This window comes from Microbacterium sp. NFH-22A-Y (assembly GCF_021401375.1).
Classification (GTDB): Bacteria; Actinomycetota; Actinomycetes; order Actinomycetales; family Microbacteriaceae; genus Microbacterium; species Microbacterium hominis.
In genome coordinates this window covers 489,594-513,525 of record NZ_JACBGF010000001.1, presented here as the reverse complement: position 1 = coordinate 513,525, position 23,932 = coordinate 489,594, and the positions used below count along the sequence as shown (strand labels likewise).

19 protein-coding genes are annotated in these 23,932 nt (G+C 71.2%); 12 read left to right on the top strand and 7 right to left on the bottom strand.

From position 1 onward, the window contains the following. Positions 1-21 precede the first annotated feature (21 nt). On the top strand, positions 22-681 hold the full coding sequence (locus tag L0965_RS02310) for a YdcF family protein (RefSeq protein WP_101305512.1): 660 nt from the start codon (positions 22-24) through the stop codon (positions 679-681). Here the strand turns inward: L0965_RS02310 and L0965_RS02305 are convergent. Then, on the bottom strand, positions 588-2,906 hold the full coding sequence (locus L0965_RS02305; RefSeq protein WP_101305511.1) for a glycoside hydrolase family 3 C-terminal domain-containing protein: 2,319 nt from the start codon (positions 2,904-2,906) through the stop codon (positions 588-590). The two genes, L0965_RS02310 and L0965_RS02305, sit on opposite strands and share 94 nt — an antisense overlap. Before the next feature lie 65 nt (positions 2,907-2,971). Here L0965_RS02305 and L0965_RS02300 point away from each other — a divergent pair, with 65 nt between their 5' ends. Beyond that, the gene (locus L0965_RS02300) at positions 2,972-3,628 is read left to right on the top strand and encodes a TetR/AcrR family transcriptional regulator (protein WP_101305510.1); all 657 of its coding nucleotides are present in this window, start codon (positions 2,972-2,974) and stop codon (positions 3,626-3,628) included. Here the strand turns inward: L0965_RS02300 and L0965_RS02295 are convergent. From L0965_RS02295 to L0965_RS02280, 4 genes are read right to left on the bottom strand one after another with little or no spacing between them, the layout of a single operon-like run. Then, positions 3,601-5,064 carry a carboxylesterase/lipase family protein gene (locus L0965_RS02295; RefSeq protein ID WP_101305509.1) on the bottom strand — a complete coding sequence of 488 codons (1,464 nt, stop codon included), beginning with the start codon at positions 5,062-5,064 and terminating at the stop codon, positions 3,601-3,603. The two genes, L0965_RS02300 and L0965_RS02295, sit on opposite strands and share 28 nt — an antisense overlap. Positions 5,065-5,077: 13 nt before the next feature. Continuing rightward, positions 5,078-5,971 (bottom strand): site-specific DNA-methyltransferase, encoded by an 894-nt coding sequence (locus L0965_RS02290; protein ID WP_374198325.1) that lies wholly within the window; start codon positions 5,969-5,971, stop codon positions 5,078-5,080. Continuing rightward, positions 5,950-6,999, bottom strand: coding sequence for a biotin/lipoate A/B protein ligase family protein (locus L0965_RS02285; protein WP_101305508.1), 1,050 nt, complete (start codon positions 6,997-6,999; stop codon positions 5,950-5,952). The genes L0965_RS02290 and L0965_RS02285 overlap by 22 nt, the downstream gene beginning before the upstream one ends. A gap of 36 nt (positions 7,000-7,035) precedes the next feature. Continuing rightward, entirely contained in the window at positions 7,036-7,917 is an 882-nt protein-coding gene (locus L0965_RS02280) for an alpha/beta hydrolase (RefSeq protein ID WP_101305507.1), read from the bottom strand. Between the two features lie 53 nt (positions 7,918-7,970). On the opposite strand from L0965_RS02280, the gene L0965_RS02275 reads away from it, so the two are divergent. The 5 genes from L0965_RS02275 (at position 7,971) to L0965_RS02255 (ending at position 13,768) form a co-directional block, all read left to right on the top strand. After that, positions 7,971-9,590, top strand: a complete 1,620-nt coding sequence (locus L0965_RS02275) for a DHA2 family efflux MFS transporter permease subunit (protein WP_101305506.1) — start codon at positions 7,971-7,973, stop codon at positions 9,588-9,590. A gap of 30 nt (positions 9,591-9,620) precedes the next feature. Beyond that, positions 9,621-10,067, top strand: a complete 447-nt coding sequence (locus L0965_RS02270) for a MarR family winged helix-turn-helix transcriptional regulator (protein ID WP_198553667.1) — start codon at positions 9,621-9,623, stop codon at positions 10,065-10,067. A gap of 11 nt (positions 10,068-10,078) precedes the next feature. Continuing rightward, entirely contained in the window at positions 10,079-11,401 is a 1,323-nt protein-coding gene (locus L0965_RS02265; protein ID WP_191009627.1) for an MFS transporter, read from the top strand. Between the two features lie 226 nt (positions 11,402-11,627). Beyond that, positions 11,628-13,070, top strand: a complete 1,443-nt coding sequence (locus L0965_RS02260) for an HNH endonuclease signature motif containing protein (RefSeq protein WP_232783987.1) — start codon at positions 11,628-11,630, stop codon at positions 13,068-13,070. 86 nt (positions 13,071-13,156) lie between these two features. Beyond that, positions 13,157-13,768: a GNAT family N-acetyltransferase gene (locus L0965_RS02255; protein ID WP_101305503.1), complete on the top strand. Its 612-nt coding sequence runs from the start codon at positions 13,157-13,159 to the stop codon at positions 13,766-13,768. 25 nt (positions 13,769-13,793) lie between these two features. On the opposite strand, the gene L0965_RS02250 is transcribed toward L0965_RS02255, so the two are convergent. Continuing rightward, positions 13,794-16,283, bottom strand: a complete 2,490-nt coding sequence (locus L0965_RS02250; RefSeq protein ID WP_101305502.1) for a glycoside hydrolase family 2 TIM barrel-domain containing protein — start codon at positions 16,281-16,283, stop codon at positions 13,794-13,796. Then, on the bottom strand, positions 16,280-16,957 hold the full coding sequence (locus L0965_RS02245; RefSeq protein ID WP_101307148.1) for a TetR/AcrR family transcriptional regulator: 678 nt from the start codon (positions 16,955-16,957) through the stop codon (positions 16,280-16,282). The genes L0965_RS02250 and L0965_RS02245 overlap by 4 nt, the downstream gene beginning before the upstream one ends. A gap of 191 nt (positions 16,958-17,148) precedes the next feature. Here L0965_RS02245 and L0965_RS02240 point away from each other — a divergent pair, with 191 nt between their 5' ends. From L0965_RS02240 to L0965_RS02220, 5 genes are all read left to right on the top strand, one after another. Next, a complete protein-coding gene (locus L0965_RS02240; RefSeq protein WP_060958966.1) occupies positions 17,149-18,684 on the top strand; it encodes an ABC transporter substrate-binding protein in 1,536 nt (511 codons plus the stop codon). Between the two features lie 64 nt (positions 18,685-18,748). Next, the gene (locus L0965_RS02235) at positions 18,749-19,690 is read left to right on the top strand and encodes an ABC transporter permease (RefSeq protein WP_060958965.1); all 942 of its coding nucleotides are present in this window, start codon (positions 18,749-18,751) and stop codon (positions 19,688-19,690) included. After that, a complete protein-coding gene (locus L0965_RS02230) occupies positions 19,687-21,555 on the top strand; it encodes a dipeptide/oligopeptide/nickel ABC transporter permease/ATP-binding protein (protein WP_101305501.1) in 1,869 nt (622 codons plus the stop codon). The genes L0965_RS02235 and L0965_RS02230 overlap by 4 nt, the downstream gene beginning before the upstream one ends. Beyond that, complete coding sequence (locus L0965_RS02225; protein ID WP_101305500.1) at positions 21,552-22,394, top strand: ATP-binding cassette domain-containing protein; 843 nt, start codon at positions 21,552-21,554, stop codon at positions 22,392-22,394. The genes L0965_RS02230 and L0965_RS02225 overlap by 4 nt, the downstream gene beginning before the upstream one ends. After that, positions 22,391-23,905 carry a sulfatase gene (locus tag L0965_RS02220; protein ID WP_234057909.1) on the top strand — a complete coding sequence of 505 codons (1,515 nt, stop codon included), beginning with the start codon at positions 22,391-22,393 and terminating at the stop codon, positions 23,903-23,905. The genes L0965_RS02225 and L0965_RS02220 overlap by 4 nt, the downstream gene beginning before the upstream one ends. The last annotated feature ends 27 nt before the right edge of the window (positions 23,906-23,932 follow it).

The following is a 23,932-nucleotide window of genomic DNA, read 5'->3' as shown; positions in this document are numbered from 1 at the left end:
ACGGTGAGACGGATCGGGCGGATGCCGCGACGCGCGCTGGTCGCGGCATCCGCCGTCGCCGCCGCGGGCGCCGGCCTGCTCGCGTTCGGGGAGGTCCAGGCGTGGCGCACGTCGCGGGCCGACTATCCCGCCCGCCCGGCGACGGGCCCCGCGGGCGGGCGCGACGTCGTGCTCGTGCTCGGGTTCCGCTCCCGCGCGGACGGCGCGCTCAACGCGCTCCAGGCGTGGCGCACCCGCATCGCGGTGCGGTCGGCCCCGCCCGGCGCCCTCTTCGTGTTCTCCGGAGGCGCGGTGCGCGGGGTCGAGCCCGAGGCGGTCATGATGGCGCGCTACGCGACCACGCGCCTCGGCGTCGACCCGGATGCCGTGGCCATCGAGCCGGCGGCCGAGAGCACGCGCGAGAATCTCTCGCGGAGCCTGCCGTGGCTGCGGGACGCGCGCAGCATCCGCATCGCGTCGAACACGGCGCACGCCCGCCGTGCCCGCGGCTACCTGCGCGAGCTCGATCCCGGACTGTGGGAGCGGCTTCGTCCGACGCGCGACTTCCGCGTCCTCGAGCTGGGGGTGCTCCGGCTCGCCCTCACGTTCTACGACGCCGTCGCGGGACGCGCGGCGAACAGCTCCGGATCGGGCGCGCCGCCGGCGTTGGCCGTCCGGATGAGCTCCTCGATCTGGTCGTAGCCGAGCGGCATCCCGGGAAACCCCGCGAGGCGCCCGATCGGGAACGACGCCATCATCTTCTGCAGCGCGTCGTCGTCGGGCAGCATCGACGCCGCCGAGCTGTCGGCACCGCCCAACCCAGCGAGCGCGCCGGCCATGAGCTGCTGCACGACCGGCCCCGTGACGGGATGGGCGAACACGTCGGCGACCGACGAGTTCATCGTGAGCGGGAGCACGAGCTCGTCGCCGGCGATCTCCACGACGGTCTCGGCGCGCACGTCGCGGCTCGACGCGGCGACCTCGACGCGGTAGGCGCCGCCCTCGACGACGAAGCGGTCGACGCGGACGTCCCAGTAGGCCAGGTCGTCGCGGCGCACCGTGACCACGGCATCCCGCGTCTGCCCGGGGGCGACCTCGACGGCCGCGAAGCCGCGCAGCTCGCGCGGCGCGCGCTGCACGACGGACCGGAGCGGACCGGCGTACACCTGCACGACCTCGCGGCCGGCGACCGTTCCGGTGTTGGTGACGGGCACCCTCACCTCGACGTCGCCCGCGTCCGTGACGGCGGCCACCGCGTCGCCGTAGGCGAAGGTCGTGTAGGACAGGCCGTGCCCGAACGGATAGGCGACCTCGAGCGCCCGCGCGTCGTACCAGCGGTAGCCGACGAGGATCCCCTCGCCGTAGCGGACGTGGCCGAACTCGCCGGGGAAGTTGCCGAAGGCGGGGGTGTCCTCGATGCGCAGCGGGATGGTCTCGGTGAGCTTGGCCGACGGGTTCACGACGCCGAACAGGACGTCGGCGGTGCCGCCGCCGCCCGCCTGGCCGAGCAGCCAGGCCTCGACGATCGCGGGCACCTCGTCGCGGAAGGGGAGCGCGACCACGCCGCCGTTGGAGAGGACGACGACCACGTTCGGGTTCGCCTCCCGCACGGCCGCCAGCAGCGCGAGCTGGGCCTCCGGCAGATCGAGGCTCTCGCGGTCGAAGCCCTCCGACTCCTGGGCCGCCGGAAGCCCCAGGAACACCACGGCGACCTCGGCCGCCGCGGCGGCGGCCACGGCCTCGGCGCGCAGCGCCTCGCCGTCCCCCGTGCCGTCCAGGGTGAAGCCGGGGGCGAAGGCGACGTCGCCGTCGGCGAGCAGCCGCATCTCCTCGAGCGCCGTGTCCAGGCGGGTGGGGTTGATCAGCGACGACCCGGCGCCCTGATAGCGCGGCGTGCGCGCGAACTCGCCGATGACCGCGATCGCGGCGCCGCGGTCGAGGGGCAGCAGCGCGCCCGCCCCGCCGCGGTCGTCGTTGCGCAGCAGCACGATCGAGCGGGCGGCGGCCTCGCGGGCCAGCGCGTGGTGCGCGTCGACGTCGAGCGGTCCCGCCGCGGCCGGACGCCGCCGGGCCCGCCGGACGAGCTCGAGCACGCGATCGGCGGCGAGGTCGAGCTTCTCCTCGGGGAGCGCGCCACCGCGCACCGCCGCGACGAGCTGGGCGTCGGTGCGGCCGCCGCTGGAGGGCATCTCCAGGTCGAGGCCCGCGGGAAGGCCGACGACGCGGTCGTTCACGGCGCCCCAGTCGCTGACGACCAGGCCCGCGAAGCCCCACTCGTCGCGGAGCACCTGCGTGAGCAGCCACGGGTCCTCCGAGGCGTACACGCCGTTGATGCGGTTGTAGGAGCACATCACGGTCCACGGCTGCTCGTCAGTGACGATCCGCTGGAACGCGCGCAGGTAGATCTCGCGCAACGGCCGCGGGTCGATGTCGGAGCTCGCGCGCATGCGGTCGAACTCCTGGTTGTTGGCGGCGAAGTGCTTGAGCGACGAGCCGACGCCCTGCGACTGAATGCCGCGCACCAGCGCCGCACCGATCACACCGGACACCAGCGGGTCTTCCGAGACGTACTCGAAGTTGCGCCCGCACAGCGGCGAGCGCTTGATGTTGACTCCCGGTCCGAGGATGACCGCGACGTCCTCGATCGCGGACTCCACGCCGAGGGCGACGCCGATGCGCTCGGCGAGCGCGGCATCCCAGGACGACCCGAGGCCCACGGCCGGCGGGAAGCACGTCGCCGGCACGCTCTGCGCCAGACCCAGGTGGTCGGTCGCCCCCTGCTGCTTGCGCAGTCCGTGCGGCCCGTCGGTCATCATGACCGACGGCAGTCCGACGCGGTCGATCGCCCTCGTGGTCCAGAAGTCGGCTCCGCTGGTCAGCGATGCCTTCTCCTCGAGCGTGAGGTCGGATGCGGTGATGTCGGTCATGGGGGCCTCCACGAAAACCATATGTCACTCGGTTTTGGCGGTCAAGGTGGTGTTTACTGGACGCCATGTCGCCGCAGCGCCCCGAACGACGGGGCTCCTACGCCAAGGGCCTCGCCAAGCGCGAGGAGATCCTCAGCAGTGCCCTGGAGGTCATCGCGCGGGAGGGCTACGGCGGCGCGTCGGTGAAGGCGATCGCCGACGCCGTGGGACTGAGCCAGGCGGGGCTGCTGCACTACTTCGACTCGAAGGAGGAGCTCTTCACCGAGATCCTCCGCAAGCGCGACGAGGCCGACGCCCTCTCCTGGCGCCCCGCGTCCGGTCCCACCCCGCTGGACGAGATGCGCGACGAGTTCCTCGCGCTCGTGCGCCACAACAGGGACGTGCCGGGTCTCGTGCAGCTGTTCTCGCGCCTCGCCGTCGACGCCACCGACGCCGGGCATCCCGCCCACGGGTTCTTCCTCCAGCGCAGCGCCGCGCTGCGCGAGGTCCTCGGCGACGCCGTGCGGGCCGGTCAGGCCGACGGCCGTGTCAGCGACCGCGTCGACGCCGAGACGCTGGCCCGCATGGTGCAGGCGCTGGCCGACGGCATGCAGCTGCAGTGGCTCGTCGATCGGGAGGTCGACATGAGCGTTCCCATCGAGGCCCTGTTCACGCTGCTGTCACCGCCGGACGGCATCGACGACGGCGGGCGCGGTCAGCGCAGCGGCGCGAGCGACGCGTAGGCGCCGGCGCGGTCGGCGACCGGCACGTCGTACACGCGGGCGGTGCCGTCGCTCCCCCAGCGCGCCCACGCCGGCTCGCCGCCCGCCACGAACCCCACGGCATCGGCGTGCACGGCATCCGCGAGCCCCTGCGGCGGGTGGGGGCCGGCCAGGGGCTCGACCTGCTCGGCGTCGAGGCAGTCGAAGAAGAACGGCACGTCGAGGCAGTGCTCGGCGAAGCCGAAGACGCCCGAGGGCCACGAGAACCGGTACATCCACGTCGGCGCCGCGCCCCGCCGGTCGGCGAGCTCGACGTTGCGCAGCCGGAACATCCGGTCGGTCACGTAGCGGCCCGCGATCCGCGCGGTGCCGCGGGCGGCCACGTCGGCATTGGCCGCCAGGTACGCGCGCCGCCGCTCACGACCGAGGCCCAGCCGGCCGAGCACGATGGCCCGCGGCACCCAGCGGAGCGTGCGCGCGGCACCCGCCAGCGCCATCGTGAACTCGTCGTCGGTCGTGCCGAGCACGAGCGGCTTGTCGGCGCCGACCCCCGCGGCCAGCGCCTCGCCGGTGGGCCGGGTCAGCAGGTCGCCGTCGATCTCGGGACCGAGCGAGAGCCCCTCGCTCAGCAGGGCACCGACGGCCCGGGGATCGATCGCCGTCGCCTGCTTCTGCAGGGCCAGGAGGCGCTCCTCGTCGATCGACGCGAGACCGTCGCGATCGGCCGTCACGCCCGCGGCGCGCGCGATCCCGGCGGTCAACGCCCGCGCACGCTCCGGGGCGACGTCGCCGAGCGCCGCCGACATCGACCACGCCCGATGGAACAGGTGCTGCGCCGCCGGCATCCCGAGAAGGGTCAGCACCGCACCGCCGCCGGCCGACTGTCCCGCGATCGTGACCCGCGCGGGATCTCCCCCGAACGCGGCGACGTTCTCCTGGACCCACTCCAGAGCGGCCAGCCAGTCGCGCACGCCGCGGTTGGAGGGGGCACCCGCGATCGCACCGAAGCCGTCGACCCCGAGGCGGTACGAGATCGTGACCGTGACGACGCCGTCGCGCGTGAAGCGGCGTCCGTCGTACCAGGGGCTGGCCGGCGATCCGGAGAAGAACCCGCCGCCGTGGATCCACACCAGCACGGGGAGCCCGGCCGCGCCGGGATCGGGGGTGAAGACGTTGACGTTCAGCGTCGACGATCCGGGGATGCTCGGCTCGGGGATCAGCGTGATGCCCGGGTCGCCGCGCTGCGCGGTGGCGCCGAAGACGCCCGCGTCGCGCACCCCGTCCCACGCCGCGGCGCGCACCGGCGCCGCGAAGCGCAGGTCGCCGACGGGCGGCTCGGCGAAGGGGATGCCGAGGAAGGCGGCCGACCGCGTCCCGTCGGCGTCGACCCGCCAGCGTCCGCGAACGCGTCCGGCGGACAGGGTGGTCTCGGGATCGTCGTGCACGCCACCGATCATGGCACGCCCGCCCTCAGTCGTCGCCGATCACGGACGCCCCGGGGATGCGGCGGCGCATGACGGCGATCGCCTCCGGATTGTCGTCGACGAGCACGGCGTGGCGTCCGAGCGCGGCGCACACCGCGCCGGTCGTGCCGCTGCCGGCGAACAGGTCGAGGACGCGGTCGCCGGGACGGCTGGACGCCTGCACGATGCGCCGCAGGATGCCCTCCGGCTTCTGCGTGGGGTAGCCGGTCTTCTCGCGCCCGCTCGTCGGGACGATCGTGTGCCACCAGACGTCGGTCGGCAGCTTGCCGCGCGCGGCCTTCTCGGGGGTGACCAGTCCGGGGGCCATGTAGGGCTCGCGGTCGACCGCCTCCGCGTCGAAGACGTAGGACTTCGGGTCCTTGACGTAGACGAGGATCGTGTCGTGCTTCGTCGGCCAGCGCCGCCGGCTCTTGGCCCCGTAGTCGTACGCCCAGATCAGCTCGTTGAGGAAGCACTCCCGCCCGAAGAGGGCGTCCAGCAGCACCTTCGCGTAGTGGGCCTCGCGGTAGTCGAGGTGCAGGTACAGGGTGCCGTCGTCGGCCAGCAGCCGCCAGGCTTCCCGCAGGCGCGGCTCGAGGAAGTCCCAGTAGTCGTCGAAGCGGTCGTCGTAGCGGCGCAGGTCGCCGCGCAGGCGCGCGTAGCTGGTGCCCCGGAAGCCCGCCTTGACCTCCCCGCGCACGCCGTCGCGGTCGGCGGACTCGATGGCCTTGCCCTGCCGCCGCCCGGTGTTGAACGGCGGATCGAGGTAGATCAGGGTGAAGGCGGCATCCGGCAGCGCCCGCGCGAGCGCCAGGTTGTCGCCCCGATGGATCTCGACCGTGCCCGGCTGGATCTCGACCGTGCCCGGCTCGGCGGCCGTCACGGCACCCGCTGCAGCCACGCGTCGGTCGAGAACTTCTCGGCGACCAGCGCCTCCGCCTCGGCGTATTCCTCTTCGGTGATACGTCCGGGCTCGGCTCCGTAGAGCGTGGAGAAGGTCTGCACGAACCGTTCGATGATCGCCTCGCGCGGAAGCCCGGTCTGGCTGCGGAGAGGATCGACGCGCTTCGCCGCCGACACCGTGCCCTTGTCGCTCAGCTTCTCGCGGCCGATGCGCAGCACCTCGGTCATGACCTGACCGTCCATGTCGTACGACAGCGTCGCATGGTGCAGCACGCCGCCGTTGGCGAGCCGCTTCTGCGCGGCGCCGCCGATCTTGCCCGAGGGCGAGGCGATGTCGTTGAGCGGCTGGTAGGTCGCGTCGATGCCGAGCGAGCGCAGCGCCTGCAGCACCCAGTCGTCGAGGAAGGCGTACGAGTCGGCGAAAGTCAGACCCGCGACCAGGGATGCCGGGACGTAGAGCGAGTAGGTCACGATCGAGCCCGCCGCCATGAGCATCGCGCCGCCGCCCGAGATGCGCCGGACGACGTCGAAACCGTGGCGGGCGGCGCCCTCCGGGTCGACCTCGTTGCGGTACGACTGGAACGACCCGATGACGACCGCGGACTGGTCCCACTCCCAGATGCGCAGCGTCGGGGTGCGGCGGCCGTCGCCGACCCGGGTGGTGAGCACCTCGTCGAGGGCGAGGTTCATCGCCGGCGAGACGGCCTTCTCGTGCACGACCTCCCACCGGAAGTCGCGCCAGCCGGGCGCCGTCACGAGCGCGCGCCGCACGGCGGTGCCGACCGCCTCCGGGGTGAACCCCAGCAGCTGCGCCCCCTCGGGCAGGGCCCCGCGGACGGCGGCGGCGATGCCCGCGGCATCCGTCTCGACAGCAAGGCCCGTGACGGCCGCATCGATGTCGGCGAGGGCGTCGTCGGGCTCGAGGAAGAAGTCTCCGGCGAGGTGGAAGTCGGCGATGCGCCCGTTGTCGACCTCGAGATCGACGACGACGAGCTTGCCGCCCGGAACCTTGTATTCCCCGTGCATGTCTCCAGCGTACGAGGTCCGCGCCCGACGGTGTCCTCAGCCGCGCGCGGGGAAGCGCCGGTCGAGCCACGCCCGCAGATCGGCGATGACGTCCTCGCGGGTGACGTCGTTGAAGACCTCGTGCCGCACGTCCGGGTAGATCAGCGTCGTGACGTCGGTGAGCCCCGAGCGGGTGCGGTAGGCGTCGGCGAGGCGGTGGATGCTGCGGGGTCCGCCAACGGTGTCGTCGCGGCCGACCATGAGCAGCACGGGGACGTCGCGCGGGAGGTTCTTCGCCGGCTTGCCGATGAGCCGCAGGGTGTCGATCGGGCCGAAGAGCCTGGCCAGCGGCTCCGACGTGGTCAGCGGGTCGTCCAGGAAGGCACGGCCGACGGCCAGGTCGGAGGACAGCCACTCGGAGCCCAGGGCATCCGGAGCCTTCCACGGCGCGTTGAGGTCACCCGAGTTGAGCGATCCCGGCCAGCGCAGCGCCGAGCCGGTGAGCACGACGGCGTCGTAGGCCTCGGGGTGGTGGTTCAGCAGCATCTGGGCGAGGAAGGAGCCCCAGGAATGGCCGATCAGGATGAGCGGCAGGTCGGGGTTCTCGTCGCGGATGATGCCGGTGAGCTGAGCGCACGCGGCCTCGGCGGCGCGCAGGCCGCCGGGTCCGAGCCGGCCGAGCCGGCGGGCGTCGCCGTCGTGCTGCGCCATGCCGGTGCGGCCGTGTCCGCGGTGGTCGTCGGCGTAGACGATGTAGCCCGCCGCGGTCAGGGCCGCCGCGACGTGCGCGTAGCGTCCGGCGTGCTCCCCGACGCCGTGCAGCAGCTGCACCACGCCGCGGGCGACGGGATCGTCGGGCCCCGGCACGTAGACATCGAAGACGATGCGGATGCCGTGGGAATCGGTGAACGAGCGTTCTTCGCGCCGCGCCGCTGCCATGGTGCGAGTCTAGGGGTTGGGATTCGCCAGATAGCTAGATAAGCTAGCCATTCATGAAGGACGTCACGTCTCGTCGGTGGTTCGGTCTGGTCTTCATCAGCCTCGCCGTCGCGCTCATCATCGTGGATTCGACGATCGTCAACGTCGCGATCCCCGCCATCGTCACCGATCTGGTCATCTCGTCGACACAGGTGCAGTGGGTGCAGGAGGCCTACACCCTCGTCTTCGCCTCACTGCTGCTGCTGTTCGGGTCGCTGGCCGACCGCATCGGCCGGCGCCGGCTGCTGCTGATCGGCGTCGTGCTGTTCGCGGGCTCGTCGGTCGCGGCGGCGCTCGCCCCGACGGGCGACCTGCTCATCCTCTCCCGGCTCGTGCAGGGCGTGGGCGGGGCGATGATGCTGCCGAGCACCCTGTCGCTGCTGAACGCGACCTTCCACGGCCGCGAGCGCGGCATCGCGTTCGCGGTGTGGGGGTCGACGATCGGCGGGATGGCGGCGGTGGGCCCGCTGCTCGGCGGCTGGCTCACCACCTCGTTCTCGTGGCGATGGGCCTTCGGCATCAACATCCCGCTCGGGATCATCATCGCGATCGGCGTCCTGTGGGCGGTCGCGGAGTCGCGCGCCGCGAACGCGCCGTCCCTCGACGCCGTCGGCGCCGTGCTGTCCGTCGTCCTGTTCGGCGCCCTGGTCTTCGGGCTCATCGAGGGGCGCACCCTCGGCTGGTGGGAGGTGAACGACGCCTTCACGGTCGGCGGCTGGAGCTGGCCCCTCCCCCTGTCCCCCGTGCCCCTCGCCTTCCTCCTGGCCGCGCTCGCCGCCGTCGCGTTCGTGACGTGGTCGCGACGTCAGGCGCGACGCGGCCGGCCGACGCTGCTCGATCCGCGCCTGTTCTCGATCGCGACGTTCCGCAGCGGTAACATCGCGGCGCTGGTCGTCGCCCTCGGCGAGTTCGGCATCATCCTGTCGCTGCCGCTCTGGCTGCAGTTCGTCCTGGGCTTCGACGCCCTCCAGACCGGACTGATCCTCATCGCCCTGGCGGCCGGCTCGTTCGTCGCGAGCGGGTTCGCCGGGGCGTCCAGCGGCCGCATCAGCCCGGTGCTGATCGTGCGTGCGGGCCTCGTCGCCGAGATCGTGGGCGTCGCCGCGGCCGGGCTCGTCGTGGGCTGGGATGCCGGGACGCAGGCGGCGTGGCTCTGGCTGCTGCCGGCCCTGTTCGTCTACGGCTTCGGCGTCGGCCTGGCGACCGCGCAGCTCACGGGCGTCATCCTCCAGGACGTGCCCGTGGAGCTGTCGGGCCAGGGATCGGGCACGCAGTCCACGGCCCGGCAGGTCGGGTCGGCGCTCGGCATCGCGATCCTGGGCACCGTGCTGTTCTCCGGCACCGCCGGCATCCTCTCCTCCGCGCTCGACGCGCGCGGGCTGCCCGCGCAGGAGCGGGATCAGATCGTGTCGGCCGTCGTCGACAGCTCCGGCGGGACGATCGCGGGCCTCGCCGCGAACCCCGAGACGGCTCCGATCGCGCAGGACGCGAAGGCGGCGTTCTCCGATGCCACGCGGTTGTCGGCCTTCACCGCCGCCGGCTTCCTCGTGATCGGGCTGCTCGCGACGATCCCCCTCGGGCGCGAGGGGCGGCGGGACGAGGAGATGGAGGAGATGGAGGATGCGGATATTTAGCATGACTAATGAGCTATGCTAAATATCGGAATGAGCACCGACACCACCCCCGCCGCACCCGAACTGTCCACCGCCGCCTCCGATCTGCGGATGGCGACCTTCCGCCTCGCGCGACGTCTGCGCTCGCAGCGCGCGGTCGACACGATGAGCGACGGCCAGTTCGCCGTGCTCGCGGCCCTGTCGGTGCACGGCCAGCACACCCTCGGCGAGCTCGCCGACCGTGAACGGGTCTCGGCGCCGTCGATGAACCGCACCGTGAACGGGCTGGAGGAGTCGGGCTACCTCACCCGCACCGCCGACGCGGACGATCGCCGCAAAGTGAACATCGCGCTCACCGACACCGGCCGCGCGGTCGTGGACGAGACGGTGCGCCGCCGCGACTCGTGGCTCGAGCAGGCCCTGTCCGAGCTCACCGACGAGCAGCGCGACCTCCTGAGCGCCGCGGCCGAGCTGATGCGCGAGGTGGCCGCGCGATGAGCTCCTCCGCGATGTTCCGCTCCTTCTCCGTCTTCAACTACCGCGTCTGGTTCATCGGCGCCCTCGTCTCCAACATCGGCGCATGGATGCAGGCCACGGCGCTCAGCTGGGTCGTCCTCACCCAGCTGACGCACAACGACGCGGGCGCCATGGGCGTCACGATGGCGCTGCAGTTCGCCCCGCCGCTGCTGCTCGTGAGCGTCACCGGCTGGGTCGCGGACCGCTTCGAGCGGCGCCGCCTGCTGATGGTGACGCAGGGATCGCTCCTGGTGCTGGGCGCGACCATCGGCATCCTGGTCCTCAGCGGCGTCATGACGCTCCCGCTCATGTACGTGTTCGCCTTCGCGCTCGGACTGGTCGCCGCGTTCGACAACCCGGCGCGGCAGGCGTTCGTCTCCGATCTGGTCGACCGCGAGAACGCCTCGAACGCGGTCGCGCTGAATGCGGCATCCTTCAACGGCGCCCGCATGATCGGGCCTGCCGTCGCCGGCATCGTGATCGTCGCGGTCGGCACCGGCTGGGTGTTCCTCGTGAACGCCGTCACCTTCCTCGCGATGATCGTGGCCCTGCGCCTGATCCGCTCCGAGGAGCTGGTGCCGCGGATCACGGCGCCGGGGGCGTCGCGCCTGGCCGACGGGTTCCGCTACGTCGGCGGGCGCCCCGACCTGGTCGTCACGTTCATCATGGTGTTCCTGCTCGGCGCCTTCGGCATGAACTTCCCGATCTTCGCCTCGACGATGGCGCTCGAGTTCGGTCGTGACGCCGACGGCTACGGCCTGCTCAGCTCGATCCTCGCCATCGGCTCGCTCGCGGGGGCCCTGCTGGCCGCGCGCCGCGATCGCGCGCGCATGCGCCTCGTGATCGTCGGCACGGGGATGTTCGCGGTCGCGGGCACCGTGTCGGCCTTCATGCCCGACTACTGGCTGTACGCCCTCACGCTGATGTTCACCGGGTTCGCCGTCGTCACGACGCTCACCACCGCCAACGGCTACGTCCAGACGACGACCGATCCGGCCCTGCGCGGCCGCGTGCTGGCGCTCTACATGGCGATCCTCATGGGCGGGACACCCATCGGCGCCCCGATCGTCGGCTGGGTCGCCGCGGAGTACGGCGCCCGCGCCGCCATCCTCCTCGGCGCCGCGGCGGCACTGGTCGCCTTCGCGATCGGGTTCGGCTGGCTCCTCTGGTCGGGCCGGCTGCACCGCCACGAGTCGCGCCGTTTCGCCCTCTCCCTCGACGAGACGCGACCGCTGACCGTCGTGGCGCCCGAGGAGTTCAGCGACGAGGTCGCCGGGACCACGCCGATCTCACTGCCCGACCCGACGCGGCGGTAAGCGGCGGATGCCGCGAGCCCACGGGGTCCGGCATCGATGTCGCTCTTGCGTGTTTCGAATGTTTGTTCTATAGTGGGGTGAAGAAACCCCGCGCGTGCCCACCTTCTGTTGCGGGTCCTGTCCTCCGGTTGATGCCGGGTCAGGGGTGATGATGCACGCGCTGATCGATCCGCCGTCTTCGGTGTCGTCCCCGGCTGAGCCTGGATGGCCCGGGTTGGATGCCGTGGTGGCCGGTGTCGTGGATGCGCGTCGTCGGGCGGCTGCAGCCCAGGCGGCGGAGGCGAGGCTCCTGGCCGATGCCGTGGGGCTGGTGGCGGAGCGGACGGCGTTGCTGCGTCAGGAGGCGCAGCAGCGGGGTGGGTCGGTGCGGGCGTCGGATGCGGATCTGCCGTTGCGGGAAGTCGCGTTGGAACTCGCGATGGCGCTCCGGGTGTCGGATCGGGGTGTGCAACGGCGGATGTCGGAGGCGTACCTGTTGACGACCCTGTTCCCGCGGACGTTTGAGGTGTGGGCGGGCGGGGAGATCGATGCCGCTCATGCGTGGGCGATCAGCCGCACCGGCACGCTGTTGACGACCGAGGAAGACCGGGGACGGTACGAGACCCTCGCTCTGGAGGCGGCCCGGTCGGAGTCGCCTGCGCGGATGACTGCGGCGGCGAAGGCGATCGCCGCGACCATCGACCCGACTGCGTTCACCGAGGCCGCGCAGCGCGCGTATGAGGAACGCTCGGTGCGGTTGTTCCCGTTGGAGGACGGGATGGCCAGACTCATCGCGGACCTTCCCGCACCCCTCGCCCATGCCATCCACGACACCCTGACCGCGCGGGGTCGGGCGATCCTCGATCAGACCGACGAGGACAGCGACGGTGAGGCGGATGTCACCTCCCGCCCGCGAACGGTGATCGACGACGCCGGTGTGCGCACGACTGCTGCCGGGGGCGCAAGCGACACCCGCCGTGGCGAGACGCTCATCACCAGTCGCGCGCCCGCCACGGGCCCCGCCCGCCCCACCGACGTGACCTGCACGACCACGACCACGGCAACCGCCGTGAAGGACTCTCGTACGCTCGATCAGGTGCGTGCGGACATCCTCACCGACCTGCTCCTGACCGCCACTGCCTCCACCCGCGCCACCGGCGCGGGAGCGGAAGCGGTGACGGCGCAGATCCAGGTGACGGTCCCCGCTCTGACCCTCGCCGGCGACCCCGACGGAGGCCCGGCCCTCCTCACCGGGTACGGGCCCATCGACCCCGCGATCGCCCGCCGCTTGGCAGGGCTCGCCCCCGGCTGGGATCGGGTGTTCACCGACCCGGCCACCGGCATCCCCGTCGCCGTCGACCGGTACCGACCCAGCGCGGAAATCCGCCGCTACCTGGCTGCACGGGATGAACGCTGCCGCACCCCCGGCTGCACCCGCCCCACCCACCGGTGCGACCACGACCACACCACCCCCGCCAGCCACGGCGGCCACACCGCCCCCGACAACCTCGCCCACCTGTGCCGCCGCCACCACACCGTCAAACACCACACCGCCTGGCAGGTCCGACACCTCGGCCACGGAACCCTCCAATGGACCTCACCCACCGGACGACACTACGAAGACCGCCCACCCAGCCTCGTCAGATTCGTCCCCACAGCCGCCACACCGGCCGAGCCACCACCCTTCTGACGCCGCGCGTCGCGGGCGCCTCGGGCGTGTTGTTCGAGAGTGGTGGGGCTCGATGTCGAGGTGAGCGGGAACCATACGATGGGAAAATGGACTTCCTCGCCGCTCCAGTTCTCGGCAACGAGTTCGTGCGTGTGGAACCGCTGAGCGCGGCGCATCGCGCCGACCTGGTCGACGCCGTTCGAGTGGGCAACGTATGGGAAGCCTGGTACACCCACATCCCCTCGCCGGACGAGATGTCGGGGACCATCGAGAAACGTCTCGCCGCGCACGCCGAGGGCTCGATGGTTCCGTGGGCTGTGATCGATGCCGCCTCCGACCGTGCCGTCGGCATGACGTCGTACCTGAACATCGAGCCGACGAATCGACGCCTGGAGATCGGAGGCACGTGGCTGGGCAGGAATGCGCAAGGGACAGGGATCAACCCCGCCGCCAAGCTGTTGCTGCTGAGTCGCGCGTTCGACGATCTGGGCTGCGGGGCGGTCGAGTTCCGCGCGCACTGGCACAACCGACAGTCCCGCACTGCGATCGAGAAACTGGGCGCGAAGCAAGACGGCGTGTTGCGCAACCACACGGTCTTCGAGAACGGGACCATCCGCGACACGGTCGTGTACTCGATCATCGACGGGGAATGGCCGACCGTGAAGTACGGCCTTCAGGAGCGCCTCAATGCCCTCCGCTCCACCGAGAGCTCGCGCTAGCAGAGGCAGGTTCCCGCAACACTCCCTACCGCGACTGCGCGACCAGTCGCCGCACGACGGGGGCGTATCCCTCCGCCGACACGGTGACCGTGATCTCTCCCTCACCCGTGGCGCGCACCACGGCGAGCGCCCGTCCGTCGTGCGTGCGACGCGACGGACCGGCGAACGACTCCGTCGTCCGCGCACGGCTCGACCCGAGCGCCGCCAACTCGCCCGCGCCGGTCACCTGGACCGTCACCTCCGTGTCGCGGTCGCACACCACGGCGCCGTCCGCACCGGTATCGGCACTGGCTTCAGCGGCATCCGCGAGCTCGATCACGAGATGGGCCAGGCCGCCGTCGGCGTCCACGGCATCCTGTTCGGCACGAACGCGCAGCGCGAGCGCGCCCGCGGTGACCAGGTCGGTGCGACCGACCTCCGCCCCGCCCCGCCACGCGATCGCCACCAGCCGCCCCGGGCGGTAGTGCGTCTCGAACCGCGCGATGAGCGGCCGCGGGTCGCCCACCGGCGCCCGGCCGATCAGGCGGTCGCCGTCCGCGTCGACCAGACGCAGCTCGACCTCCTCGGCATCCGCGTACACGTCGACCGTCACCGGCGCGCCCGCCTCGACGGCCCACGACCACGACGACACGACGTCGTCCCACGACCAGGGCGTCTTCTCCACCGGCCGGCCGTGGTGCGCGGGCCGGTGCACGGCGATCGCCGGCGCGCGGCGCAACCCGAACGCGATCTCCCGGTAGAAGGATGCCGGGGTGCGCCGCCCCGTCAGATCGATGTCGCCGCACTGCGCGAGCAGATACGGGTACGGCCCGGCCGTGCCGGTCGAGCGGTACCCGTCGACGTCGGTGTACTCCACCCGACCGATGCCGGCCTCGCCGACGTAGTCCCACCCGGTCCAGGTGAAGTCGCCGATGACGTGCGGCAGCCGGCGCACCTGCTCCCACAGGTGCGCGATGCGGTCGGGGAAGGTCTCCGAGCCGACGATGATGCGGTCGGGGAACAGCTCCGCGTCGAGCTCGTAGCGGACATCGCCGTAGTTGAAGCCGACGACGTCGAGCACGGCGGCCGACTCCTCCGTGGAGCGGGTGATCAGCTCCGACGCGTTCGCGGCGGCCATCTGCGCGCCGAGTCCGGCCATCATCGTGTTCGGGTCGGTCGCGGCGATCTCGCCGAGGATCTCCGGCAGCCGCTCCATGTTCGCGATCACACCGTTGATGCCGTTGGTGACGTAGCGGGTCGGGTCGAGACGGCGGAACTCCTCGGCGATGCGCCGGCTCCACGTCGCGCCGTGCGGCGTCGCCAGCTCGAGGATCTCGTTGCCGATCGAGTACAGGATGACGCTCGGACGGTTGCGGTCCTTCGCGACGAGCGCGGCGACCGACGCGGACCACCGGCCGTCGAAGCCGACCGACGCGTCGAAGCCCGTCTTGGCGCGCGTCCACACGTCGCTCAACTCGTCCATCACGAGCATGCCGTGTCGGTCGCAGGCATCCAGCAGCGCCCGGGAGGCGGGGTTGTGCGCGCTGCGGATCGCGTTGAACCCGGCATCCTTCAACAGCCGCACGCGCCGGTCTTCGGCGTCGGGGTGCGTGATCGCCCCGAGCGCGCCGTTGTCGTGGTGGACGCACGCGCCGCGCAGATCCACCACGACGCCGTTGATGCGCAGACCGTGCTGCGGGTCGAGCTGCAGGCGCCGGATGCCGAAGCGGACGGCATCCTCGTCGAGCACCGCACCGCCGCTCTCCACCTCCTCCTCCGCCGCCTCATCGGCGAGCGTCATCCGCACCTCGTGGAGGGCGGGATCGTCGGGCCCCCACAGCGCGGGGCGCTCGACGATCAGGCGCGCCCGGGCGACGGCCGACGCCCCGGGCAGCACCGTGACGGGCGCGTGCGTCGCGGCGACCGTGCCTCCGCGGGGATCGACCAGCTCCCAGCGCAGCCGGAGCGTGCGGGTGTGACGCGTGAGGTTCGCGACGCGCGTGGCGACCTCGACGACCGCACGCTCGGCATCGATGTCGGGGGTGGTCACCGTCGTGCCGTCCAGGCTGAGATGCACGGGGTCGGCGACCACGAGGTGGACGGGCCGGTAGATGCCGGCACCCGTGTACCAGCGACTGTCGCGATGGGCGCGCGCCTCGACCGTGATCGTGTTGGTGCGACCGAACCGCAGGAACGCGTCGACGGCCACCGTGAACGCCGCATAGCCGTCGGGCTGATGGGCCGCGAAGTCGCCGTTGACGTAGACGACGGCGTCGCGGTAGACGCCCTCGAACTCGATCGTGACGCTCTTGTGCTCCCACGCGGCGGGCACCTCGAAGGAGCGCGCGTAGACGAACACCCCGCCGGGGATGTAGCCGGTGTGGACACCGCCGTCGTTGTCGGCGCCGCGGGGAAGATCGCGCAGCGCATCGTGCGGGATCGCGACCGGCACCGGCGCCGTCGCCGCCTCCCGGCTCTCGAACGCGGCGAGCTTGGGCGCGACCGTCCACCCCTGGTGGAAGGGCAGCCGGATCACGGGGCGACGTCCGGCTCGGCACCCATCCGCGCGTCGAGGATCTGCTCCAGCGCGTCGAGGTCGTAGCCGCGCACGAACCCGCGGAAGAACTCCGCGAGCGCCTCGGCCATGTCCGTCGACGTCGGGTCGAGCAGCCACTGCACCTGCAGGCCGTCCATGAGCGCGGTGGTCGCCACCGCGGCACGGAAGGGATCGATGGTGCCGATCAGACGTCCGTCGGCCTCGATCTTCCGGAAGGCCGCCGCGATGCTGGAGCGGACGTACTCGTAGCGGCGCAAGAAATAGCCGTGCGCGGGGTGCGACGGCGACGTGGCCTCGGCCGACAGGGTGCAGAAGAGCTCGATGACGCCGGGGATCGAGGCGTTGTAGCGGGCGAGCTGCACGAGCGCGCGCAGCGTCTCGACCCCGTCCTCGTCGTCGAAGTCGACGACCTTGCGCGACTGCTCGTCGCGGTGGTCGAGCACCGCGAGCAGGAGCGTGCTCTTGTTCTTGAAGTGGTGCAGCAGGCCGGCTTCGCTCATGCCGACGCGCTGCGCGATCTCCCGGAGGGATCCCGCCCGGTAGCCGCCCTGGGCGAACACCTCCAGCGCCGCATCGAGGATCGCGTTGCGCGTGACCTCGCTCTTGGCGTATTCGCCGCGCTGTGCGCGTCGCGGTGTCGTCGTCTCGGTCATCGTGACCATCGTGCCCCATCCCGGTCGCCGCGGTTCGGCGCCGTCGGCACCAGTGTGCACGGTTTCATAACGAAAACCTAGTAGTCGTTAGATATTTGACTTCAAAACCTAGTGCTCCTTCGGATTTGCTGCTAGCGTCCCCCGACAGGGCGGTCCGCAGGGGTATCGCCCACCCGAGAAAGGGACCAAGGATGTTCCGTTGGAAGGCCACAGCAGCCCTCGCGGTCGTCGCTGCACTCGCACTCACCGGCTGCGCCGGTGGCGGGGAATCCGGCGGCGGCAGCGGGTCGAGCAGTGAGCGGGCAGACCGCCTCACCCTCATCACGATCGCCGCCCCCACGAGCTACGACATCGGCGCGGGCGCCGAATGGGGAAACCGCAGCGAGTACTTCGAGGCGGTGTTCGACACCCTCCTCCGACAGGACTCGAAGGGTCAGCTCCAGCCCAACCTGGCCACCGAGTGGTCCTACAACGACGACAAGACGGTCCTCACGCTCACGCTGCGCACCGACGCGACCTTCACCGACGGCACGCCCGTCGACGCGAAGGCCGTCGTCGCCAGCCTGGAGCGCTTCCGCGACGGCACGTCGCCGCAGGCGGGAACCATGAAGGGCAACGTCTACGCCGCCACCGACGACCACACGGTGACCATCACGCTCACCGCCCCGAACCCGGCGCTGCTCAACTCGCTCTCGCTCGCCCAGGGCCTCGTCGCCGCCCCGTCGTCGTTCACCGACGCGGACGTGGCCACCAAGCCGGTCGGATCGGGCCCCTACATCCTCGACACGGCCGCCACGGTCACGGGCACGACGTACGTGTACACGGCGAACCCCGACTACTGGAACAAGGATGCCGTCAAGTACGACAACCTGACCGTCAACGTGATCGACGACACCACCGCCATCCTGAACGCCATCAAGGCCGGCGAGGCCAACGGCGCGAAGATCGCCGACAACACGACCATCAGCGAGGTCGAGGGCTCGGGCTGGACGATCGCGTCCAACGAGCTCGACTTCCAGGGCCTGCTCCTGTTCGACCGCGCGGGCACGATGAACCCGGCGCTGGGCGATGTCAAGGTGCGCCAGGCCATCAACATGGCCTTCGACCGCGAGGCGCTCCTGCAGTCGCTGCAGAGCGGCTACGGCACCGTCACCGAGCAGGTCTTCCCCACCTCTTCCGTCGCGTACGACGCCGCGCTGGACTCGACGTACGCCTACGACCCCGAGGGCGCCAAGAAGCTGCTCGCCGAGGCCGGCTACGCGAACGGGCTGACGATCAGCATGCCCTCGGTCGCCGCCTTCCAGACCTCGTTCGACCTGATCAAGCAGCAGCTGCAGGACATCGGCGTCACGGTGCAGTACACCGACACCGGGACGAACAACTTCATCTCCGACATGCTGACGCCGAAGTACCCGGCGACCTGGATGGCGCTGCAGCAGGACCCCGACTGGCAGCTGATCAACTTCATGATCGCCCCCGGCGCGACCTTCAACCCCTTCAAGTCCCAGGACCCGAAGGTCGACGAGTACATCGCGACGATCCAGACCGGCTCCACCGAGGAGTCCGACCAGGCACTGAAGGACCTGAACAAGTACCTGGTCGACCAGGCATGGTTCGCCCCGTTCTTCCGCGTGCAGGGCTCCTTCGCGACCGACGCGAACACGACCGTCGACTTCTGGCCGACGAACGCCTACCCGTCGATCTTCAGCTTCTCGCCGAAGAACTGATCCGCCGCGCTGCCCGCCTGCGGCCTCCGCAGGCGGGCAGCGCCGCTCGAACCCGGAGAGAGCCATGCTCACCTTCATCCTCAGGCGGATCGCCTCGGGCGTCGTCCTCGTCGCCGTCATCTCCTTCCTCGCCTACGTGCTGCTCTATGCGGCCGGCGGTGACATCGCGCGCCGCATCCTCGGCGAGACCGCCACGGCCGAGACGGTCGCCAAGAAGACCGAGGAGCTCGGCCTGAACCGGCCCCTCCTGGTGCAGTACTGGGACTGGCTGACCTCGGCGCTCACGGGCGACCTGGGCCGCAGCTGGTTCAGCGGCGAGCTCGTCAGCGTCAGCGTGTCGGGACGCGTCGGCGTGACGCTCTCGATCGTGATCGGCGCCACCCTCGTCTCCGCGGTCCTCTCGATCGTCCTGGGCGTGCTCGCCGCCCGCCGCGGCGGGTGGATCGACGGCCTCGTCCAGTTCCTCTCGCTCATCGGCTTCGCGATCCCCGGCTTCCTCATCGCCCTGGGCCTCGTGCTCGTCTTCGCGATCGAGCTGCACTGGTTCAAGGCGACCGGGTTCGTCCCCCTCACCACATCGTTCAGCGGCTGGATCGCGTCCGTGACGCTGCCGATCATCGCCCTCTCGCTGGGCGCCATCGCCACCGTCGCCCAGCAGGTGCGCGGCTCGGTGATCGACGCGATGTCCCGCGACTACGTCCGCACGCTCCGCTCGCGCGGCCTGTCGACGGGCTCCGTCGTCTACAAGCACGTGCTGCGCAACGCCGGCGGTCCCGCCCTCGCGGTGCTCGCGGTCCAGTTCATCGGGCTGCTCGGCGGCGCCGTCATCGTCGAGCAGGTCTTCGCGATCCCCGGCATGGGCCAGCTGACCGTCAAGGCCACGACGCAGGGCGACATCCCCGCCGTCATGGGCCTGGTGATCGTCTTCGCGATCATCGTCGTCGTCGTCAACCTCCTGATCGATCTCGTTCAGGCCGCTCTCAACCCGAAGGTGCGTCTGTCATGACCGCTGTCGACGTTCCCCCCGCCGTGCCCGTGGCGCCCGTGCGCGTCTCGCTGATGCGCCGGCTCGTGCGCCGCCCGCTCGGCCTCGTCTCCCTCGCGTTCCTCGCCCTGGTCGCCGTGATCGCGATCATCGGTCCCGTCATCGCCCCCCAGGACCCCAACTACGCCGACATCCGCGCGATCCTCGCCCCGCCCGGCGGCGCTCACCTGCTCGGCACCGACAGCGCCGGCCGCGACGTGTTCTCGCGTCTGCTGCTGTCGACGCAGACCAGCATCGCCGCGGCGCTCGTGGCGCTGATCACCGCCCTCCTGCTCGGCGTCGTGGCCGGCTTGATCGCCGGCTACTACCAGGGCTGGTTCAACACGGTGGCCACCTGGGTCACCGAGCTGAACATGGCGCTGCCGGCGATGGTCGTCCTGCTCGCGGCGCGCGCCGCGCTGGGCCCCTCGGTGTGGCTGTCGATGCTCATCTTCGGCGTCCTGCTGTCGCCCGCCTACTTCCGGCTGGTGTTCGCGTCCGTCACGGCCGTGCGCGCCGAGCTCTACGTGGATGCCGCGCGCGTCTCCGGCCTCAGCGACGTCCGCATCATCGGCCGCCACGTGCTGTCGGTCGTGCGCGCGCCGATCATCATCCAGTCGGCGATCATCGCGGGCATCGCCATCGCGATCCAGTCCGGCCTCGAGTTCCTCGGCCTCGGCGACTCGTCGGTGCCCACCTGGGGCGCCATGCTCAACGACGGCTTCAAGAGCATCTACAAGCAGCCCACGCTCATGCTGTGGCCGTCGCTGGCCATCGCCCTGACCTGCATCGCCCTGACGCTGCTCGCCAACGTCATGCGCGACGAGCTCGAGCGGACCGTGACGGTGCGCCGCAAGCGCCGCCGCGCCGTCACGACCGCCACCGGCTCGATCGCCGCGGTGACGACGTCGGTGCGACTCGGCGGCGGCGACCTCGTCGACCCCGACGAGCCGCCGGTCCTCGACGGCGCCGACGTGATCGTGCACCCCGAGGACGCGCGCAGCAAGGCGAGCGCGACGGTGCTCCAGGTGCGCGACCTGCGGGTCGGCTACGACCAGCCGGACCGCTCGCACATCGAGGTGGTGCACGGCGTGTCCCTCGACATCCGCCGCGGCGAGGTCCACGGCCTCATCGGCGAGTCCGGATCGGGCAAGACCCAGACGGCGTTCGCCGTCCTGGGGCTGCTCCCGCGCGGCGGCACCGTCACCGGCGGCTCGATCCTCTACGAGGGCACCGAGCTGGCCGACGCCTCGGAGCGCGTGTACTCCGGCATCCGCGGCAAGCGCATCGGCTACATCCCCCAGGAGCCGATGAGCAACCTCGACCCGTCGTTCACGATCGGCAGCCAGCTGGTCGAGCCGTTGCGCAAGAACCTGGGCCTATCCAAGGCCGAGGCACGCGAGCGCGCGCTCGATCTGCTCGCCCGCGTCGGCATCCCGCAGCCGAAGCGCACCTTCGACGCCTACCCGTTCGAGGTGTCGGGCGGCATGGCCCAGCGCGTGCTGATCGCCGGCGCCGTCTCGACCGACCCCGACCTGATCATCGCCGACGAGCCGACGACGGCCCTCGACGTGACGGTGCAGGCCGAGGTGCTCGATCTGCTGCGCGACCTGCAGGCGGAGCGCAACATGGCGATGCTGCTGGTCACGCACAACTTCGGCGTCGTCGCCGACCTCTGCGACCGCGTGACGGTCATGCAGAACGGCCGCTTCGTCGAGCAGGGCCCCGTGCGGGCGATCTTCACCGACGCGCGGCACCCGTACACGCAGACGCTGCTGGACGCGATCCTCGACGAGGGTCCCGCCCGCGGCCCCCTCCTCCCCACCACGAACGGAGCCGAAGCATGAGCGCGCCGCTGCTGGAGGTCACCGACCTCGTCGTCGAATACCCCGGCAAGGGCTTCCGCGCCGAACCGTTCCGGGCGTTGAAGGGCGTCTCCCTCGACATCCTGCCGGGCGAGACGGTGGGACTGGTCGGCGAGTCCGGATCGGGGAAGACGACGCTGGGGCGCGCCGCGCTCGGGCTCGCGCCGGTCACGGCGGGGACGATCCGCTTCGACGGCCAGGACATCTCGCACCTGGGGCGACGGGAGCGCCGCGCCCTGAGCTCGCAGATCCAGGTCGTCTTCCAGGACCCGTACTCGTCGCTGAACCCGTCGATGACCATCGAGCAGATCCTGACGGAGCCCCTCACGGTCGCCGGCGTCGGCTCGGCGGAGGCCAAGACCCGCGTGCGGGAGCTGCTGGATCAGGTGGGCCTGCCCGGCGATGCGCGCAGCCGCCTGCCGCGTGAGTTCTCGGGCGGCCAGCGCCAGCGCGTCGCGATCGCCCGCGCCCTCGCGCTGAGTCCTCGCCTCATCGTCTGCGACGAGCCCGTGTCGGCGCTGGACCTGTCGACCCAGGCGCGCGTGCTCGACCTGTTCATCGAGATCCAGGAGCGCACGGGCGTCGCCTACCTCTTCGTCACCCACGACCTCGCCGTCGTCCGTCACGTCAGCCACCGCGTGGCCGTCATGTACCGGGGCGAGATCGTCGAGGCCGGCGACGGCGACCAGGTCACCTCTCGGCCGCAGCACCCCTACACGCAGCGGCTGTTCATGGCGGCCCCCGTGCCCGATCCCGACAAGCAGGAGGAGCGCCGCCTCGCCCGACGAGCGGTGCTCGCGGCCGAGGCCGCCGCACGATGAGTCGCCCGAACATCGTCTTCGTGATGTCGGACGACCACGCCGCCCACGCGATCTCCGCCTACGGCAGCAAGGTCAACGCGACGCCGCACCTGGACCGTTTGGCACAGGAGGGTGTGCGCATGGATGCCGTCTATTGCACGAACTCCATCTGCAGCCCGTCCCGGGCCACGATCCTGACCGGCACCTACAGCCACATCAACGGCGTCTCCTCGATCTGGACCGAGATGGACTACCGGGTGCCGACGTTCATCGATGTGCTCCACGGCGCCGGATACCGCACCGCGATGTTCGGCAAATGGCATCTCGGCGAGCACGGCAACGCGCTGCCGCGCGGGTTCGACGCGTGGAAGATCTTCCCCGGACAGGGCGACTACGTCGACCCGGAGATGATCGATGAGAACGGCAGCGGGCCGGTCCCCGGCTACGCGACGGACATCGTCACGGACCTCGCGATCGACTGGATCGACGAGGTCGCCACGAGGGGTGATGAACCGTTCTGCATGATGGTCCACCACAAGGCGCCGCACCGGCCGTGGGTTCCGGACGAGAAGCACCACCACCTCTACGCGGACGGCACGATCCCCGAGCCCGACACGTTCTTCGACGACCACGCGACGCGCAGCAAGGCCGTGCAGGGCGTGCGTATGACGATCGCCGACGACATGGGGGCGGACGACCTGAAGGAGGAGGTGCCGGCGCACCTGCGCGGCCCCGAGAACCGCGAGGCGCGCATGCGCTGGAAGTACCAGATCTACATGCGCGATTATCTGCAGTGCGTGCAGTCCATCGACGACAACGTGGGCCGACTGCTCGACCACCTCGCCGAGCGCGGCCTCGCCGAGAACACGATGGTCGTCTACACCTCCGACCAGGGGTTCTTCCTCGGCGATCACGGCTGGTTCGACAAGCGACTCATGTTCGACGAGTCGCTGCAGATGCCGATGCTCATCCGCTGGCCGGCCGAGATCCCCGCCGCGAGCCGCTGCGCGGGCATCGTCACCAACGTCGATTTCGCCGCGACCTTCCTGGACGTGTGCGGGATCGACGCGGCATCCGCCCTGCCCACCTCGCAGGGCCGCAGCTTCCGCCCGCTGCTGCGCGGCGAAGAGGTGGAGGACTGGCCGGAGGCCGCGTACTACCGCTACTGGGAGCACGACGACCCGATCCATGCCGCTCCCGCGCACTACGGCATCCGTACCGCGACGCACAAGCTCATCCACTACTACGGGGTGGGCATGGGCGTGCCCGGTGCCTCGGATGCCGAGTTCGAGCCCGAATGGGAGCTGTACGACCTCGTCGCCGATCCAGCCGAGCTGCGCAACGTGGCCGACGATCCCGCGTACGTCGAGGTGCGCGCCCAGCTCGAGCAGACCCTTCGCGAGTACCAGGACCACTATCGAGACCTGCCCTATGCCGGCCCCGACACTCCCCGACCCGACTGGGGGCCGTACGACCACGAGCTGCTGGCGCGCGTCGAGCAGTACGTCAGCCAGATCCGCGCATCCTCCTGATGACCGCGACCACACCCACCCCCGGAA